The following is a 15,617-nucleotide window of genomic DNA, read 5'->3' as shown; positions in this document are numbered from 1 at the left end:
AGGGTCGGGCGACGTGACTTCCCCCAACCCCCCACACTCGGCCTCTCCCGCGCTCGGCTGGCTGCTCGCCGTGCCCGCGCTGCTGGGCACGCTCATCACGCTCGTCCTGCCCACGGGTCAGACGATCTGGCTCAGTTTCCAGCGCGGCGGCGTCCTGCGGGAGAGCACCTACGCGGGGACGGCCAACTACGCCGAGTTGCTCGGCGGCGGCGAGTTCTGGCGGGCCCTGGGGTTCACGCTGTCCCTGACCCTGATCCCCTTGCTGGTGGCCGTGGTGGTCGGCCCGCTGCTGGCGCTGGCGCTCGACCGCGCGGGCACGTGGCCGAGGCGGGCCGCTCGCATCGCGCTCTCGCTCGCGGTCGTCACGTTCTCGCCGGTCGGGGTCGCCGCCGCCTGGACGCGCGGCCTGATGCCCAACGCGTCCGGCGTCGTCACCCTGGCCGACGGGCTGCGCGAGGCCGCCACCGCCCCCGGCACGCTGCGGCTGATCGTCGCCGCGGCCACGTTCGGCGTCGTGTGCGCGCTGGCCCTCGTCGCGTACCTGCCGGTCCTGCGCGGCGGCACCCCGGGGCCCGCGCTGCTCGCCGTCGGGGCGCTGCTCGCGCTCGCCGTCGTCGCCGTGGGGCTGCAGGCGTTCTCGTTCGGCATGGTGCTCACCCGGGGAGGCCCTCAGCGCGCCACAGAGACGCTCGCGGGCCTGTCCTACGATTACGCCTTCCGGATGGCCGAGTTCGGCCCCGGTGCGGCCGTCGCGGCCCTCACGTGGGCTCTGCTCGCCGTGCTCGGCGTCGCCGCCACGATCGTCGCGGTCGCCTTCCGGCTGCGCATCACCGTGACGCCGCGCGAGGCGGCCGCCGACGCCTCCTCGTGGGCGTCGCACGACAAAGCTCCGAGCCCGTACGGCGTGTCCTCCGGGGCCGCCGCCCAGCTGCCGGCGTCCCCTTACGGCCAGGCCCACGGGCAGCCGGTGGCGGGCCCCTACGGCGTGTTCTCCGCGACGGGCCAGGACGCTCCGGCGTCCCCGTACGTGACCGGCGGGGCGGAGCTCCTGCCCCCGGGGCCCGCAGAGGCGGTGGCCGGCGCGGGCCACGCCTCCCCGGCCGTACCCGTGCGGCGGGCGGCCGGGCCGGTGGCCGTGGCCGCCGGGGTGACGGCGCTGGTCGTCGTGGCCGCCGTCGCGCTGCTGTGCGCCTGGCCCTGGATCGACGGCGTGCTCGCCTCGCCGCGAAGCCCTGCGGGCACCCTGCGCGCGCAGGTCAACACCTGGGTGCCCGCCCTCGCCGGCGCGGTCGTCCCGGTGGGCGTGGCCTACCTGGCCGCGCTCGGCATCGGCGGCCTGCGCCCGCTGGGGCGGCGCAGCGAGTGGCTGCTGCTGGTGTTCGCGCCGTGGCTGTTCGCCGGCACGGGCGTCCTCGGCGTCGCCAACTGGCAGAACACCCGCAACCTCGGCCTCGTCGACACCTTCCCCGCGCTCATCCCGCCCGTGCTGGTGAGCGTCCCGGCCCTGCTGGTGCTCACGCTGCTGTGCAAGGGGCTGGCCGAGCGCACCGACCGCGACTTCTTCGGCGGCGTGTTCCTGCCGTCGCTGCCCATGGCCGGCATCCTCACCGGCGCCGTCACGCTCGTGAACGCCCACGACCTGCTGTGGCCGCTGCTGGTCGCCCAGCAGCCCGAGCTGTTCACCGCTCCGGTCGCCCAGGTCAACCAGCTCAGCTCGTACGCCGCCCGCACGCCGGACGTCGGCGCCGGCACGCCGCTGCTCGTGGTCGCCGTCGCGCTGGCCGCCCTCGTGGCCGCCCAGCTGCTCTACCTCGACCGCCTCGCGATCACGGTCAAGGACGCGGGGCAGGGTTCGCCCTCGCCCGCCCCGGCTGCGTAGGGTTGACTGCTTGTGGAGATACGCGACCTGACCGAAGCAGACCTCGACGACGTCATCGACGCGCGCAGGCGCGCCTTCGGCCCGATACCCGCGGACAGCAGGGAGAAGTGGCGCCGCATGGTGCTGCCCGCGCTCGGCGAGGGCCGCTACCTGGGGGTGTTCGACGGCGGCCGGCTGGCCGCCGCCGCCCGGCTGCGCGGGTTCACGCAGTGGTGGCACGGCAAGCCGCAGCCCATGGCGGGGGTCGCCGGGGTCACGGTCAACCCGGAAGACCGCGGCCGCGGCGTCGGCACCCTCATCATGAAGGCCGTGATGGACCGCGCGGAGGCGCTCGGCGACGCGGTGTCCGCGCTCTACCCGGCCACCACCGCCATCTACCGCCGGATCGGCTACGAGCACGCCGGAGCGCTGCACACCGTGCGCCTGCCCGCCGAGGACCTGCGCAGGATCGCTCCGGCCGGGCCGGTCAAGCTGCGCAGGATGGGCCCCGGCGACGCCGCCGAGGTCGTGTCGGTGCTCCACCGCGTGCACGCCCTCGCCCGCTCCAGCGGCCCGGTCTGCTGGGACGAGCACATCTGGGGCGTCCGGCTCGGTGACGAGGACGACTTCCTCTACCTCGCCGACGACGGCTACGTCGTCTACCGCTGGAAGGGCGACGACATCGAGGTCGAGAACCTCGTCGCCGGCTCGGGCGAGACCCTGCGCGCCCTGTGGTCCCTGGTCGGCAGCGCGTCCTCCGTCGCCCGCCACGTCGTGGCGTCCGTGGCGCCCGACGATCCGGTGCTGTGGCTGCTGCGCGAGCGTACGAAGGAGGAGGTCGCCCAGATCCGGTGGATGTTCCGGGTGCTCGACGTGCCCGCCGCCGTCGAGCGCAGGGGTTACCCGGCCCACGCCTCCTGCGAGGCCGTCGTCACCGTGGACGACCCGGTCAGGGCCGGGGGCACGTGGCGGCTGGAGCTCGCGGGAGGCTCGGGCGCGGCCACGCCGGTCGACGGGCCCGGCCCTCGGCTGACCGTCAACGGCTTCTCCGCCCTGTACGCCGGTGTCCCGACGGCCACGCTGCGGCTCGGCGGGCTCATGACCGGTGACGACCGCTACGACGAGGCCCTCGACGCGGCCTTCGCCGCCAAGCCGTACATGCTGGACTATTTCTGAGGCGCCACTTCCGGCAGGCCCGCGCTGGACGGGCGATTCGCGGTGCGCGGGCATCCCGGCAGGGGTAGAGTCTCGTGCGAACAGGTGTTCGGCGGGCGGGAGGGCATGCCGGTGCGGGTGATGGGCGTCGATCCGGGGCTGACCCGATGCGGCCTCGGCGCGGTCGAGGGCCGGCCGGGGGCGCCGCTGTCGATGGTGGCCGTCGGGGTGGTGCGCACCGGCGCCGACGAGGAGCTCGGCGCCCGGCTCGTCGGCATCGAGGCCGGGATCGAGCGCTGGCTCGACGAGGTGCGGCCCGACGCGGTGGCCGTGGAGCGCGTCTTCAGCCAGCACAACGTCCGCACGGTGATGGGCACCGCCCAGGCGGCCGGCATCGCGGTCCTGTGCGCGGCCCGGCGCGGGCTGCCCGTGGCGCTGCACACGCCGTCGGAGGTCAAGGCCGCCATCACCGGCAGCGGCACGGCCGACAAGAAGCAGATCGGCGCCATGGTCACCCGCCTGCTGCGGCTGAGCGAGATGCCGAAGCCCGCCGACGCCGCCGACGCGCTCGCGCTGGCCATCTGCCACGTCTGGCGCGGCGGCGCCCAGCATCGCCTGGCCGAGGCAGTGGCCAGGGCCACCGGGAAGGGCGCCCGGCCGTGAGGCCCGCGCCGCGTCCGGCGCGCCGATCGCCGGAGTCGCCGGGCAGACCAGTTGAGCGGGATACTCGCATGACCATGACCGGGCCAGGAGGGGCAGTGACGGGAGGCGGGCGGCTGTGATCGCGTCGGTGGCGGGCAAGGTGACGGCGATCGCGCCCGACGGGGCCGTGATCGAGGTCGGCGGCATCGGCATCCTCGTCCACTGCACTCCGGGCACGCTCGCGACGTTGCGGATGGGGGAGGACGCCCGGCTGGCCACGTCCCTGGTCGTCCGCGAGGAGTCGCTCACCCTCTACGGCTTCGCCACCGACGACGAGCGGGTCGTGTTCGAGATGCTGCAGACGGCCAGCGGGGTCGGCCCCAAGCTGGCGCTGGCCATGCTCGCCGTCCACACGCCCAACGCGCTGCGCACCGCCGTGGCCGCCGCCGACCTCAAAGCGCTCACCCAGGTGCCGGGCATCGGCCAGAAGGGCGCACAGCGCATCGTCCTGGAGCTGAAAGACCGGCTCGGCACCCCCGAGGCGGCGCTCGACGCGGCGCTCAACGGCGCGCGGCGCACGGCGCCGTGGCGCGATCAGGTCCACTCCGGGCTCGTGGGCCTGGGCTACTCCAGCAAGGACGCCGACCAGGCGATCGCCGCCGTGGAGCCCGACGCCGACGCCGAGCTCGCCGCCGGCCGCCAGCCCCAGGTCGCCGCCCTGCTCAAGGCCGCCCTGCGATCCCTGAGCATCCGATGACCCCGCGCCCCGCTCCCCACACCACCCCGGGCACTCCCCACCTTCCGTCCGAGCGGGCCACCCTGAGTGCCCCTCACCGTCGATCCGCGTACGGCAGCTTGGGCGGCTCTGGTCTTCGGTCCGAGCACGGCATCTCGGGGGCCCTTGACCTTCCGCGCGAGCACGCCGGCCCGGGCAACCCGCATCTGCCGCCCAAGCGAGCCATTCCGCCTCGCGACAGGGTGGCGAGGCGGGGTGGCGGGGGTTGTGGCACGGAGTGGGCCGGTGGCGCGAGCGAAAGGAGGAGCCGGCGTGGGGTTTGAGCGGGAGATCCTGTCGCCCGATGCCGGAGGCGACGAGCTGCAGATCGAGGCGGCGTTGCGGCCCAAGCGCCTCAGCGAGTTCATCGGCCAGGGGCGCGTGCGCGAGCAGCTGTCCCTGGTGCTGGAGAGTGCGCTGCGACGGCAGCGGCCGCCCGACCACGTGCTGATGAACGGCTCCCCGGGCCTGGGCAAGACGACCCTGGCGATGATCATCGCGGCCGAGCTGAACGCCCCGCTCCGCATCACCTCCGGCCCGGCGCTGGAGCGCGCCGGCGATCTCGCGGCCATCCTGTCGACCCTCACCGAGGGTGAGGTGCTGTTCATCGACGAGATCCACCGGATGGCCAGGCCCGCCGAGGAGATGCTCTACCTCGCCATGGAGGACTTCCGGGTCGACATCGTGGTCGGCAAGGGGCCGGGCGCCACCGCCATCCCGCTCGACATCGCGCCCTTCACCCTGGTGGGCGCCACCACCCGCGCCGGGCTGCTGCCGGCTCCGCTGCGCGACCGGTTCGGCTTCACCGCCCACATGGACTTCTACGAGGTCGCCGAGCTCGAACAGGTGCTCTACCGTTCGGCCCGGCTGCTCGGTGTCACGCTTCCCGAAGAAGGCGCCCACGAGATCGCGCGCCGCTCCAGGGGAACGCCCCGCATCGCCAACCGGCTGCTGAGGCGTGTACGCGACTTTGCGGACGTACGCGCTGATGGAGTGATAAATCGCGAAATTGCGGCGGCAGCGCTGAATCTTTACGAAGTTGACGCCGAAGGGCTCGACCGGCTCGACCGGGCGGTGCTCGGCGTGTTGCTGAAAAAGTTCGGCGGCGGCCCCGTGGGCCTGTCCACCCTGGCCGTGGCCGTGGGTGAGGAGCCGGAAACGGTGGAGGTGGTGGCCGAGCCGTTCCTCGTACGCCAAGGCCTGCTGGCCAGGACCCCGCGCGGCCGGGTGGCCACCGCGGCGGCCTGGATCCACCTCGGACTGGCCCCGCCTCCCGACGCGTTCGGAGCGACCGATTTGGCCTGATCACAGATCGGTTGCAACCGTTTCAAAATGGGAACTTCCCCGCGTGCCGAAACGCTGCCTCGTTGCCGCGTTTCGCAACAAGCGCCTACACTCCGTGGCTTGGCTGGCTGTGTAGGCTGACGGGCTGATGCGGCGCGGCCCGACGCTGCGCACGGAATTTCCGGCGCGAGGCCGGTGTCAACTCCTTGTACGACAATTGGAAGGTCGCCCCTTATGGACCAACTCACTAGCATCCTGCCGCTGATTCTGCTGGTGGTGGTGTTTTACTTCTTGCTGATCCGCCCTCAGCGCAAGCGTCAGCAAGAGGCGCTCAAGATGCAGAGCTCCCTGACGCCCGGCACCCGCGTCATGACGACCACCGGCCTGTTCGCTACCGTCGTCGCGGTGGACAATGAGGACGTCATCCTCGAAGTCGCGCCAGGGATCGAGACCCGCTGGGTCAAGGCGGCCATCGGTCGGGTCGTGACGCCCGGAGACGCTCCGGCGGACGAGCCGGTCGCCGACGGGTCCGGCGAGGAGGACAAGACGGAGTCCGAGGCCGCCGTGGAGCGTAACGGGGACCAGGACTCCAACACCAAGCGGTCCTGACTAAGCTCTGCGACAAACCTCTATCTGAAAGAACTGACGACCAGTGGCCCGATCGACCAGCAGCCACAGCCGACCGGGGCGTACGCTCCTCGTGCTTCTGGCGCTCATCCTCGCCCTGGGCGGGACGATGTTCCTGCAGAAGGCGTATACGCCCAAGCTGGGGCTCGACCTCGCCGGCGGCACGACGGTGACTCTGTCACCAGTGACCCAGAACAACGCGGCTCCGCCGGACGAGATCCTCGACCGCGCGGTGAGCATCATCCGCGACCGGGTCAACGGCACCGGGATCTCCGACGCGGAGGTCGCCAAGTCAGGCGACAACATCATCATCTCCATCCCGGGAGTCGGGCAGGGCGAGGCCATCAAGCTGGTCGCCACCACCGCGGAGCTGCGTTTCCGCCAGGTGCTGGCCATGGCAGCCACGCAGCTCCCGCAGGAACTCGCCACCACCGCTCCGACCCCGGCGGCCTCGCCCTCGGGGTCCGCGAGCCCGGCCGCCTCGCAGTCGGCCGGCGCGCCGGAGGCCAGCACCCAGCCGAGCGCCTCCCCGACGGGCAAGGCGCTGTCCTCCGCGCTGACGGCCCCGACGCCGGCCCCGTCCGGCTCCGCTGAGCCGTCCGAGCAGCCGGCGCGCGGGCAGGACGGCGGCGGCCAGAAGGACGCCAAGAAGGACCAGGACGCCAAGGCCACGCCGTCGCCGGGCCCCACCGGCCAGAGCGGCACGCCCTCTCCGGAGCAGCTCGGCATCGACACCACCGGCATCGACCCGGCGGTGCTCGAGCAGTTCAACAAGCTCGACTGCGCCGACCCGGCCAACCGCGGCCAGGGCATCCAGGACGACCCCAACAAGCAGTACGCCGCGTGCGAGACCGACGGCAGCTTCAAGTACGTCCTCGACGTCGCCAAGGTGGTCGGCACCGACATCGACACCGCCTCCGCGGGTGTCCGCCAGGGCACCGTCGAGTGGGTCGTCCAGCTCGACTTCAAGAGCAAGGGCGCCAACGAGTGGAGCAAGCTCACCACCGAGGCGTTCAACTCGCCCGAGCCGCGCAACAAGGTCGCGGTCGTGCTCGACGGCGTCGTGATCACCGCCCCCAACATCATCAGCCCGATCCCCGGCGGGCGGGCCGAGATCACCGGCGGCTTCGACCAGGCCGGCGCCACCACCCTGGCCGACCAGCTCAAGTACGGCGCGCTGCCGCTGAAGTTCAACCGCAGCTCGGTCGACACGGTCTCCTCGACCCTGGGCCAGGACCAGCTCCTCGGCGGCCTGATCGCGGGCCTCATCGGCCTCGTCCTCGTGGTCCTCTACTGCCTGCTCTACTACCGCGGTCTCGGCATCGTGGCGGTGCTGAGCCTCGTGGTGGCCACGATCATCACCTACACCTCGGTCGTCGTGCTCGGCCACAACGCCGGCTTCCGGCTGTCGCTGCCGCACATCATCGGCCTGGTGGTCTCGATCGGCATCACCGCCGACTCCTTCATCGTCTACTTCGAACGCATACGCGACGAGATGAAGGAGGGCAGACGCACGCTCCGCGCGGCCGTCGAGGTGGCCTGGGTCCGTGCCCGGCGCACGATCCTGATCGCCGACGCCGTCATGTTCATCGCGGCCATCGTGCTCTACTTCCTGGCGGTGGGCGGTGTGGCCGGGTTCGCGTTCGCGATGGGCCTGACCACGCTGATCGACATCGTGGTGGTGTTCCTGTTCACCAAGCCGTTCATCGCCCTGCTGGCGAGGGTGAAGTTCTTCGCCAAGGGCCATCCGCTGTCGGGTCTCGACGCCGAGCGCATGAGCGAGACGCAGACCGGCCGCACGACCACCCCGCAGGAGGCCTGACATGGGACTGGGGCGCCGCCTCTACCGAGGCGAGATCGATGTCGACTTCGTCGGCAAGTGGAGGCTCTGGTACAGCCTGTCGGCCGTCCTGCTGCTCATCTCGATCGCGGGTCTGGTGTTCAACGGGCTCAACCTGGGCGTGGAGTTCAGGGGCGGCACGGTCTTCTCGTTCAAGGCGCCGCAGGCCACCGTCGAGCAGGTTCGCACCACCGTCCTCGACGAGGGCGTGCACCAGGCGATCGTCCAGGAGGCCGGCGACGGCTGGCGGGTGACCACCGAGAGCCTGCCGGAGAACACCACGACGCAGGTGCAGTCCGCGATCGCCCAGGACCTCGACACTCCGGCCGGTGAGATCAGCATCCAGGCGATCGGCCCGTCCTGGGGCGGTGAGGTCTCGCAGAAGGCCTGGATCGGCCTGGGCGTGTTCATGCTGGCGATCATCTTGTACCTGTCGATGGCGTTCGAGCCGAAGATGGCGCTCGCCGCCATCGTCGCGCTCTTCCACGACCTGGTCATCACGGCCGGCGTCTACGCCTGGTCGGGCTTCGAGGTCACGCCCGCGACGCTGCTGGGCTTCCTGACCATCCTCGGTTATTCGCTCTACGACGCGGTCGTGGTGTTCGACATGATCAAGGAGGTCACGGCCAAGCTGGGCCACACGTCGAAGCAGACCTACTCGATGGCGGCCAACGACGCGCTCAACCACACGCTGATCCGGTCGCTGAACACCTCGCTGGTCGCGATCCTGCCGGTGGCGGCGATCCTGTTCATCGGCACCACCCTGCTCGGCGCGGGCACGCTGAAGGACCTGTCGCTGGCCCTGTTCGTCGGCATGATCGTCGGCACGTACTCCTCGATCTGCGTGGCCACGCCGCTGCTGGTCACGCTGAAGGAGCGCGAGCCGAAGTACCAGGCCATCGCCAGGAGGATCGCCTCCACCAGCGGCGGCAAGGGGGCGAAGGGTTCCAAAAGCGCAGCGGTAGCCAAGAGTTAGCCGCCTCGTACGACGCCCTCGCCCGCTGTACGGGCGAGGGCGTCTTCGTGTCCCGGAGCGGCGGCACGAAGGCGTCAGCGGTCCTCTCAGGCGTCCTGGGAGGGTTCTGACGCCCGCGAGGGTTCGAGCGCGGGCCGGAATGCACCATCATGGAGCCCGGCACACGAGAAGCGAGGAGCGTCATGACCGAGCTGAGCACGATGATCCTGGACCGCATCAGGGACGTCCCCGACTATCCCAAGCCGGGAGTCGTGTTCAAGGACATCACCCCGCTGCTGGCCGACCCCGTCGCCATGGCGGCCGTGGTGGAGGAGCTGGCCGGCACGCACCAGGCCGACAAGATCGTGGGGATCGAGGCGCGCGGGTTCATCCTTGCCGCGCCGGTGGCGTACCGGGCGGGGGCGGGGTTCGTGCCCGTGCGCAAGAAGGGGAAACTGCCCGCCGCGACGCTGGAGGAGTCCTACGATCTGGAGTACGGCTCCGCCACCATCGAGGTCCACCGTGACGCCTTCGTGCCCGGGGAACGGGTGCTCATCGTCGACGACGTGCTGGCCACCGGCGGCACCGCCAAGGCGGCGGTGGAGCTGGTGGAGCGGGCCGGGGGCGAGGTCGCCGGCATCGCCGTGCTGATGGAGCTGGCCTTCCTCCAGGGACGGGAGCGGCTGGCGGGAGTGGACGTGCGCTCTCTCGTGACCGTCTGATCGGCCCGCGAAAGTCCAGGTGCGATGCCTGGATACACTGGGGGGATCTGGACTCGAACGTGAGGAGCCACTGCGTGAGGAGTCTGTGTGCCCCGTGATGCGGTCGTGCCCGACGTAACCGACAACGCCGAGGCGCCAGGCGCACCGGCGGTGCGTCGGCGGCGGTTTGGGGGTGGGGCGATGAACCCGGTGCTGGAGCCGCTGTTCCGCACGGTCCGCGCCACCCACCCCAAGGCCGACCTGCGCCTGATCGAGCGCGCCTACGACGTCGCGGCCTACCACCACCGCGACCAGAAGCGGAAGTCGGGCGATCCCTACATCACACACCCGCTGGCCGTGGCCACCATCCTGGCGGAGCTCGGCACCGACGACGAGACGTTGTGCGCGGCGCTGCTGCACGACACGGTCGAGGACACCGCCTACAGCCTCGACGAGCTGCGCGGCGACTTCGGCGACACGATCGGGTCCCTGGTCGACGGGGTCACCAAGCTCGACAAGGTCAAGTTCGGCGACGCCGCGCAGGCCGAGACCGTGCGCAAGATGGTCGTCGCCATGTCGCGCGACATCCGCGTCCTGATCATCAAGCTGGCCGACCGGCTGCACAACATGCGCACGATGCGCTACCTGCCGGAGCACAAACGGCACCAGAAGTCCCGCGAGACGCTGGAGATCTTCGCCCCGCTGGCCCACCGCCTGGGCATGAACACGATCAAGTGGGAGCTCGAGGACCTCGCGTTCGCCATGCTCTACCCCAAGCGCTACGACGAGATCGCGCGCATGGTCTCGGAGCGGGCGCCGCGCCGCGACCTGTTCCTGCAGGAGGTCATCGAGAAGGTCTCCGGTGACCTGCGCGAGGCGAAGATCCGCGCCGTGGTCAAGGGCCGGCCGAAGCACTACTACTCCGTCTACCAGAAGATGATCGCGCGCGACGTGGCGTTCGACGACATCTACGACCTGGTGGGCATCCGCGTGCTGGTCGACACCGTCCGCGACTGTTACGCGGCGCTCGGCACGATCCACGCGCGGTGGAACCCGGTGCCGGGGCGGTTCAAGGACTACATAGCGATGCCCAAGTTCAACATGTACCAGTCGCTGCACACCACGGTGATCGGTCCCGAGGGCAAGCCGGTCGAGCTGCAGATCCGCACCCACGCGATGCACCACAGGGCCGAGTACGGCGTGGCCGCGCACTGGAAGTACAAGGAGGAGGTCGGCTCCGCGGGCCCCACCGGCAAGGTCAAGCCGGGCAACGACATGGCCTGGCTGCGCCAGCTCCTCGACTGGCAGAAGGAGACCGCCGACCCGGGTGAGTTCCTGGAGTCGCTGCGGTTCGACCTGTCGGTCTCCGAGGTCTACGTGTTCACCCCGAAGGGCCAGGTCATCGCCCTGCCCGAGGGCGCCACGCCGGTCGACTTCGCCTACGCCGTGCACACCGAGGTCGGCCACCGCTGCATCGGCGCGCGGGTCAACGGGCGGCTGGTGCCGCTGGAGTCGCGCCTCGGCAACGGCGACACGGTCGAGATCTTCACCTCCAAGTCGCCCGACGCCGGGCCGTCGCGCGACTGGCTGAAGTTCGTCAAGTCGGGCCGGGCCCGTAACAAGATCCGGCAGTGGTTCTCCAAGGAGCGCCGCGAGACCGCGATCGAGGCGGGCAAGGAGGCCATCGGGCGGGCCATGCGCAAGCAGGGCCTGCCGCTGCAGCGGCTCATGTCCGGCGAGGCGCTCCTGGCGCTGGCCCGTGACCTGCACTATCCCGACGTGTCCGCGCTCTACGCGGCCGTGGGGGAGGGGCACATCGCGGCGCAGGCGGTCGTGCAGAAGCTGGTGGCCTCGATCGGCGGCGTCGACAGCGCCGAGGAGGACATCGCCGAGACCTCGCTGCCGACCCGGCTGCGCGGCCGTCCCCGGGGCGGCGGCGCGGGCGTCGTCGTGGCGGGCGACGCCGACGTGTGGGTCCGCCTGTCGAAGTGCTGCACCCCGGTGCCGGGCGACGAGATCGTCGGCTTCGTCACCCGGGGCCACGGCGTCTCGGTGCACCGCGACGACTGCAGCAACATCCAGCAGCTGAAGGCGCAGCCCGACCGGCTGGTGGAGGTCAGCTGGTCGCCGAGCGACGACAGCGTGTTCCTGGTGGCCATCCAGGTGGAGGCGCTCGACCGGCCGCGGCTGCTGTCAGATGTCACCCGTACGCTGTCCGACCAGCACGTCAACATCCTCAGCGCCTCGGTCACGACCTCGCGCGACCGGGTGGCGGTCAGCAAGTTCACCTTCGAGATGGGCGACCCCAAGCACCTCGGCCACGTGCTCAAGGCCGTGCGGACCATCCAGGGCGTGTTCGACGTCTACCGCGTGAGCGGCGCCGGCAGCTGAGCTAGCCCTTCAGGCCAGGCAGGTTGACCACGATGGCCTCCTGCGTGCTGCGCGCGATCACGACGACGGCCTCGCGCGCCGGGTCGGGGTTCTCCTCGCGGTGCGGCACGTACGGCGGCACGAACACGTAGTCGCCGGGCCCGGCGTCGACGCGCGTCTCCTCGCCGTCGTCCAGGAAGACGAACGACGGTGTGCCGCTGACCACGTAGATGGCCGTCTCGGAGGCGCCGTGGTGGTGGTCGGAGGAGCGTGTGGCGGGGGCGACGTGGGTCTGGCCCATCCACAACCGCGCCGATCCGGCGGTCGCGCCGCTGATCGCGGCCAGCCGGCGCATGCCGGAGCTCTGAGCCGTCTCTCCGGAGAGCTCTCCTGCGGGAACGTGACGCAGCGTCTGGTGAAAGGGGTCGCCTTCGGCCCGGTAGCCCTCCCAGAGGCGCCCTCCGGCCCGTTCGAGCACTCTCGTGGCGACGGCGGTCAGGCGGGCCGGGTCGTCATGGGCGGCGAGCAGCTCGTCGGCGAGTGCGGGGTCGTGCGCGCGCAGCTCGCGCAGCAGCCATTTTCCGCTGCCCTGCCATCTGCGGCCCAGGCCGAGCACCGTGCGGGCGGTGGCCTGCACGACCTCCCAGCGGATGAACGCCTCCTCGCCGGGATCGCTCGCCCCCGCCAGGTCGTCGAGCACGTCGGACAGCTCGTAGCGGGCCCGCTCCGCCTGGCCGGGCGTCAGCCCGCCGGGGCCCGCGGACAGCCGCTCGCCGAGCACGCTCTGCAGATCGCTGGCCCGGCCGCCCGTCCGGTCGGTCAGCACCGCGCCCTCGGCGCAGATGCGCGCCAGCGTCGGGCGGCGGCGGTCGAAGTCCTTGTCGAGGTAGGCCTCCAGGCTGGTCTCGCTGTGCACGAGCAGCTCCACCGGCCAGTCGTGCCACCGCAGCGACTCGCGGTAGGGGACGGCCAGGCCGTCGAGCACCACGACGACGTCGAGATCGGAGGTGGAGGTGCGGTGCTCGGTGAGCACGCTGCCGCCGACGAAGGCGTACAGGGCGCCCGGGAACATCTCCTCGACGAGGGCGCGCGCTGCGGTGACGGGATCCATGCCCTCAGCCTAGGTGTCCACCCCTGCTCACCGCCGCCCGATTCCCTGACAGGGGGCGGGCGGCGGCGTGCGGATCAGTGAGGGACGAGTACGGGGAAGACCTCAGCTGAACTCGGCCAGGGTGCGCTCCGCCTCCGCCAGCCAGGAACGGCGGGCGGTCAGAGCCTCCTCGGCCTCCTTGACGTCCTTGGCGCGGCCGGCGGCCTGGGCCTTGGACAGCCGCTTCTCCAGCTGGTCGATGGACGTGCGGAGCTGGTCGACCGTGCTCTGGGCACGCGCTCTGGCCTCGGGGTTGGAGCGCTTCCACTCGGCGTCCTCGGCCTTGCGCACGGCCTCGTCGATCTTGCGCAGCCCGCCCTCCAGCCGGTCGCGCTGGTCGCGCGGCACCGGCCCGGCCGCCTCCCAGCGCTCCAGGAGGCCGCGCAGCGCTCCCCTGGCCGTGCGCGCGTCGGTCACCGGCAGGATCTTCTCGGCCTCGGCCAGCAGCTCCTCCTTGACCTGCGCATTGGCGGCCAGCGAGGCGTCGCGCTCGGCGAACACGGCCGAGCGGGCCTGGAAGAACTGGTCCTGGGCGCCCTTGAAGCGGGCCCACAGCTCGTCCTCGACCTCACGTGAGGCGCGGCCGGCGCTCTTCCACTGCTGCATCAGGTCGCGGTAGGCCGCCGCGGTCGCGCCCCAGTCGGTCGAGTCGGCGATCGCCTCGGCCTCGGCCACGATGCGCTCCTTGGCCGCCCGCACGCCCTCGCGCTGCTCGTCCAGCCCGGCGAAGTAGACCTTGCGCCGCTTGGCGAACGCCGTGCGCGCGGCCGACAGCCGCTTCCACAGCTGGGCCTCGGTGACCCGGTCGATGCGGTCGGCCGCCTTCCACTCCTCGACCAGCTGCCGCAGCCGCTCGCCGCCGGACTTCCAGTGGGTGGTCTCCTCCGCGATGCGCTCGGCCTCGGCGACGATGCGTTCCTTGACCGTCCTGGCCTCGGCGCGTGCCCGCTCGCGGGCCGCCTTGACCTCCTCGCGCCGCTGCGCGACCAGCGCCGTCAGGCCGTCGAGCCGGGCCGTCAGCGCGGCCAGGTCGCCCACGGCGTGCGCGTCGGCCACGGCCTCACGCAGCTTGGCGATGTTCGCCTCGGCCTGGGCCGGGGCCAGGTCGGTGCCCTTCACGCGCTGCTCCAGCAGCTGCACCTGGCCGGCCAGCTCGTCGTACTTGCGATGGAAGTACGCCAGCGCCTCTTCAGGTTCACCGGCCTGCCAGGAGCCGACGGCCCGCTCTCCCTCAGCCGTACGCACGTAGACGGTGCCGTCGTCGTCTACCCGGCCCCACGGGTCGGTGCTCACCGTGTCCTCCCGCACTCTCCATCAGACCCTTCGGGACTACTTCGTCCCTAGTTTGTATTACGTCAGCTCTTGCCGGCGAATGTCACGTCTTTGATTTCGACGGTTTGCTTAGGTGCGCCAGTCCCGTCTCCCATGTCGGCCATGACGCCCGCTTTGTTCACCTTGTCCAGGATGTCGAGCCCCTTCGTGATCGTACCCACCGGTGTGTAATCGGGGGTAAGCCCGATGTCGCCGTAAACGAGGAAGAACTGGCTTCCCGTGGAGCCAGGGGCGGAGGTTTTGGCCATGGCCATCACGCCGCGCTTGTACTGGGCACCCTGCAGGTTCTCCTCGGCCATCACGTAGCCGGGGCCGCCCGAGCCGTCCTGGCTCTTGCCGTCGGCCTTGGCGGTCGGGTCGCCGCACTGCAGCATCGGGAAGTTGTCGCTGCCGAGCCGGTGACACTTGCTGCCGTCGTAGTAATTCTTCTCCGCCAGGAACTCCAGAGAGTTGGTCGTGCACGGAGCCTTGGCGTTGTTCAGCTCGACCACGATGTCGCCGAGATTCGTCTTGAACGTCATCGTCTTCTCGGCGGGCTTGGTGTCGACCTTCGTCGGCGGCATGCCGACGTCCTTCACCTGACCCCCGGAGGTGTCGGCGACGTAGTCGCACGTGCCCGTTTTCGCGTCGTACGGCTTCGGGCCCGCCGCGGCCGTCGCCTGGGCGGTCGCGGCCGGCGACGTGGACGAGGACGCCGCCTCCGTGCCCGTGTCGTTGCCTCCGAGCATCGCGACCGCGGTCACGATGCCGCCGACCACGACCACGACGCCCGCGGTGGAGCCGATGATCGCCGCGCGCTTGGCCTTCTGCTCACGCTCCTGGCGGCGCTGCATCTGCCGCTCGTAGTGCTCGCGTGCCAGCTGCTTCTGCCGGTCCTTCCCCGTGGCCACCGCTTTGCCTCCCATAGTGAATCAACTGAGGTGGGCGA

13 protein-coding genes are annotated in these 15,617 nt (G+C 71.3%); 10 read left to right on the top strand and 3 right to left on the bottom strand.

All coding sequences use genetic code 11. The annotated features are described in order from the left end of the window. Positions 1 to 13: 13 nt before the first annotated feature. From ACIBP6_RS24140 to ACIBP6_RS24095, 10 genes are all read left to right on the top strand, one after another. A complete protein-coding gene (locus ACIBP6_RS24140) occupies positions 14 to 1,879 on the top strand; it encodes a hypothetical protein (protein WP_397055540.1) in 1,866 nt (621 codons plus the stop codon). A gap of 12 nt (positions 1,880 to 1,891) precedes the next feature. Beyond that, a complete protein-coding gene (locus tag ACIBP6_RS24135; protein ID WP_397055538.1) occupies positions 1,892 to 3,034 on the top strand; it encodes an enhanced intracellular survival protein Eis in 1,143 nt (380 codons plus the stop codon). A 111-nt stretch (positions 3,035 to 3,145) separates the two neighbouring features. Further along, entirely contained in the window at positions 3,146 to 3,676 is a 531-nt protein-coding gene (gene ruvC, locus ACIBP6_RS24130) for a crossover junction endodeoxyribonuclease RuvC (protein ID WP_397057068.1), read from the top strand. 115 nt (positions 3,677 to 3,791) lie between these two features. Beyond that, positions 3,792 to 4,412 carry a Holliday junction branch migration protein RuvA gene (gene ruvA / locus ACIBP6_RS24125; protein WP_397055536.1) on the top strand — a complete coding sequence of 207 codons (621 nt, stop codon included), beginning with the start codon at positions 3,792 to 3,794 and terminating at the stop codon, positions 4,410 to 4,412. Positions 4,413 to 4,703: 291 nt separating this feature from the next. Then, the gene (gene ruvB / locus ACIBP6_RS24120) at positions 4,704 to 5,735 is read left to right on the top strand and encodes a Holliday junction branch migration DNA helicase RuvB (protein WP_397055534.1); all 1,032 of its coding nucleotides are present in this window, start codon (positions 4,704 to 4,706) and stop codon (positions 5,733 to 5,735) included. Positions 5,736 to 5,948: 213 nt separating this feature from the next. After that, positions 5,949 to 6,323 (top strand): preprotein translocase subunit YajC, encoded by a 375-nt coding sequence (gene yajC / locus ACIBP6_RS24115; RefSeq protein ID WP_132615501.1) that lies wholly within the window; start codon positions 5,949 to 5,951, stop codon positions 6,321 to 6,323. A gap of 91 nt (positions 6,324 to 6,414) precedes the next feature. Further along, positions 6,415 to 8,163, top strand: a complete 1,749-nt coding sequence (secD, locus tag ACIBP6_RS24110; RefSeq protein WP_397055532.1) for a protein translocase subunit SecD — start codon at positions 6,415 to 6,417, stop codon at positions 8,161 to 8,163. A gap of 1 nt (position 8,164) precedes the next feature. Next, positions 8,165 to 9,157, top strand: coding sequence for a protein translocase subunit SecF (secF, locus tag ACIBP6_RS24105; protein WP_397055530.1), 993 nt, complete (start codon positions 8,165 to 8,167; stop codon positions 9,155 to 9,157). Positions 9,158 to 9,339: 182 nt separating this feature from the next. Continuing rightward, positions 9,340 to 9,858, top strand: coding sequence for an adenine phosphoribosyltransferase (locus tag ACIBP6_RS24100; protein ID WP_132615504.1), 519 nt, complete (start codon positions 9,340 to 9,342; stop codon positions 9,856 to 9,858). Positions 9,859 to 10,038: 180 nt separating this feature from the next. Next, positions 10,039 to 12,228: a RelA/SpoT family protein gene (locus tag ACIBP6_RS24095; protein ID WP_397055528.1), complete on the top strand. Its 2,190-nt coding sequence runs from the start codon at positions 10,039 to 10,041 to the stop codon at positions 12,226 to 12,228. Position 12,229: 1 nt separating this feature from the next. On the opposite strand, the gene ACIBP6_RS24090 is transcribed toward ACIBP6_RS24095, so the two are convergent. From ACIBP6_RS24090 to ACIBP6_RS24080, 3 genes are all read right to left on the bottom strand, one after another. Continuing rightward, complete coding sequence (locus ACIBP6_RS24090; protein WP_397055526.1) at positions 12,230 to 13,318, bottom strand: cupin domain-containing protein; 1,089 nt, start codon at positions 13,316 to 13,318, stop codon at positions 12,230 to 12,232. A 102-nt stretch (positions 13,319 to 13,420) separates the two neighbouring features. Beyond that, positions 13,421 to 14,650, bottom strand: a complete 1,230-nt coding sequence (locus ACIBP6_RS24085) for a DUF349 domain-containing protein (protein WP_397055524.1) — start codon at positions 14,648 to 14,650, stop codon at positions 13,421 to 13,423. 62 nt (positions 14,651 to 14,712) lie between these two features. Continuing rightward, positions 14,713 to 15,579: a peptidylprolyl isomerase gene (locus tag ACIBP6_RS24080; RefSeq protein WP_397055522.1), complete on the bottom strand. Its 867-nt coding sequence runs from the start codon at positions 15,577 to 15,579 to the stop codon at positions 14,713 to 14,715. Positions 15,580 to 15,617 lie beyond the last annotated feature (38 nt).

The organism is Nonomuraea terrae (genome assembly GCF_044465245.1).
In the GTDB taxonomy this organism is placed as follows: Bacteria; Actinomycetota; Actinomycetes; order Streptosporangiales; family Streptosporangiaceae; genus Nonomuraea; species Nonomuraea terrae.
The sequence above is the reverse complement of the archived record's forward strand: the minus strand, read 5'-3'. Positions and strand labels throughout refer to the sequence as shown.

Bases quoted from the DNA above. Each gene is read 5' to 3' on its own strand.
- yajC (WP_132615501.1), top strand. From the start codon at position 5,949: ATGGACCAACTCACTAGCATCCTGCCGCTGATTCTGCTGGTGGTGGTG.
- secF (WP_397055530.1), top strand. From the start codon at position 8,165: ATGGGACTGGGGCGCCGCCTCTACCGAGGCGAGATCGATGTCGACTTC.
- ACIBP6_RS24100 (WP_132615504.1), top strand. From the start codon at position 9,340: ATGACCGAGCTGAGCACGATGATCCTGGACCGCATCAGGGACGTCCCC.
- ACIBP6_RS24095 (WP_397055528.1), top strand. From the start codon at position 10,039: ATGAACCCGGTGCTGGAGCCGCTGTTCCGCACGGTCCGCGCCACCCAC.
- ACIBP6_RS24090 (WP_397055526.1), bottom strand. From the start codon at position 13,318: ATGGATCCCGTCACCGCAGCGCGCGCCCTCGTCGAGGAGATGTTCCCG.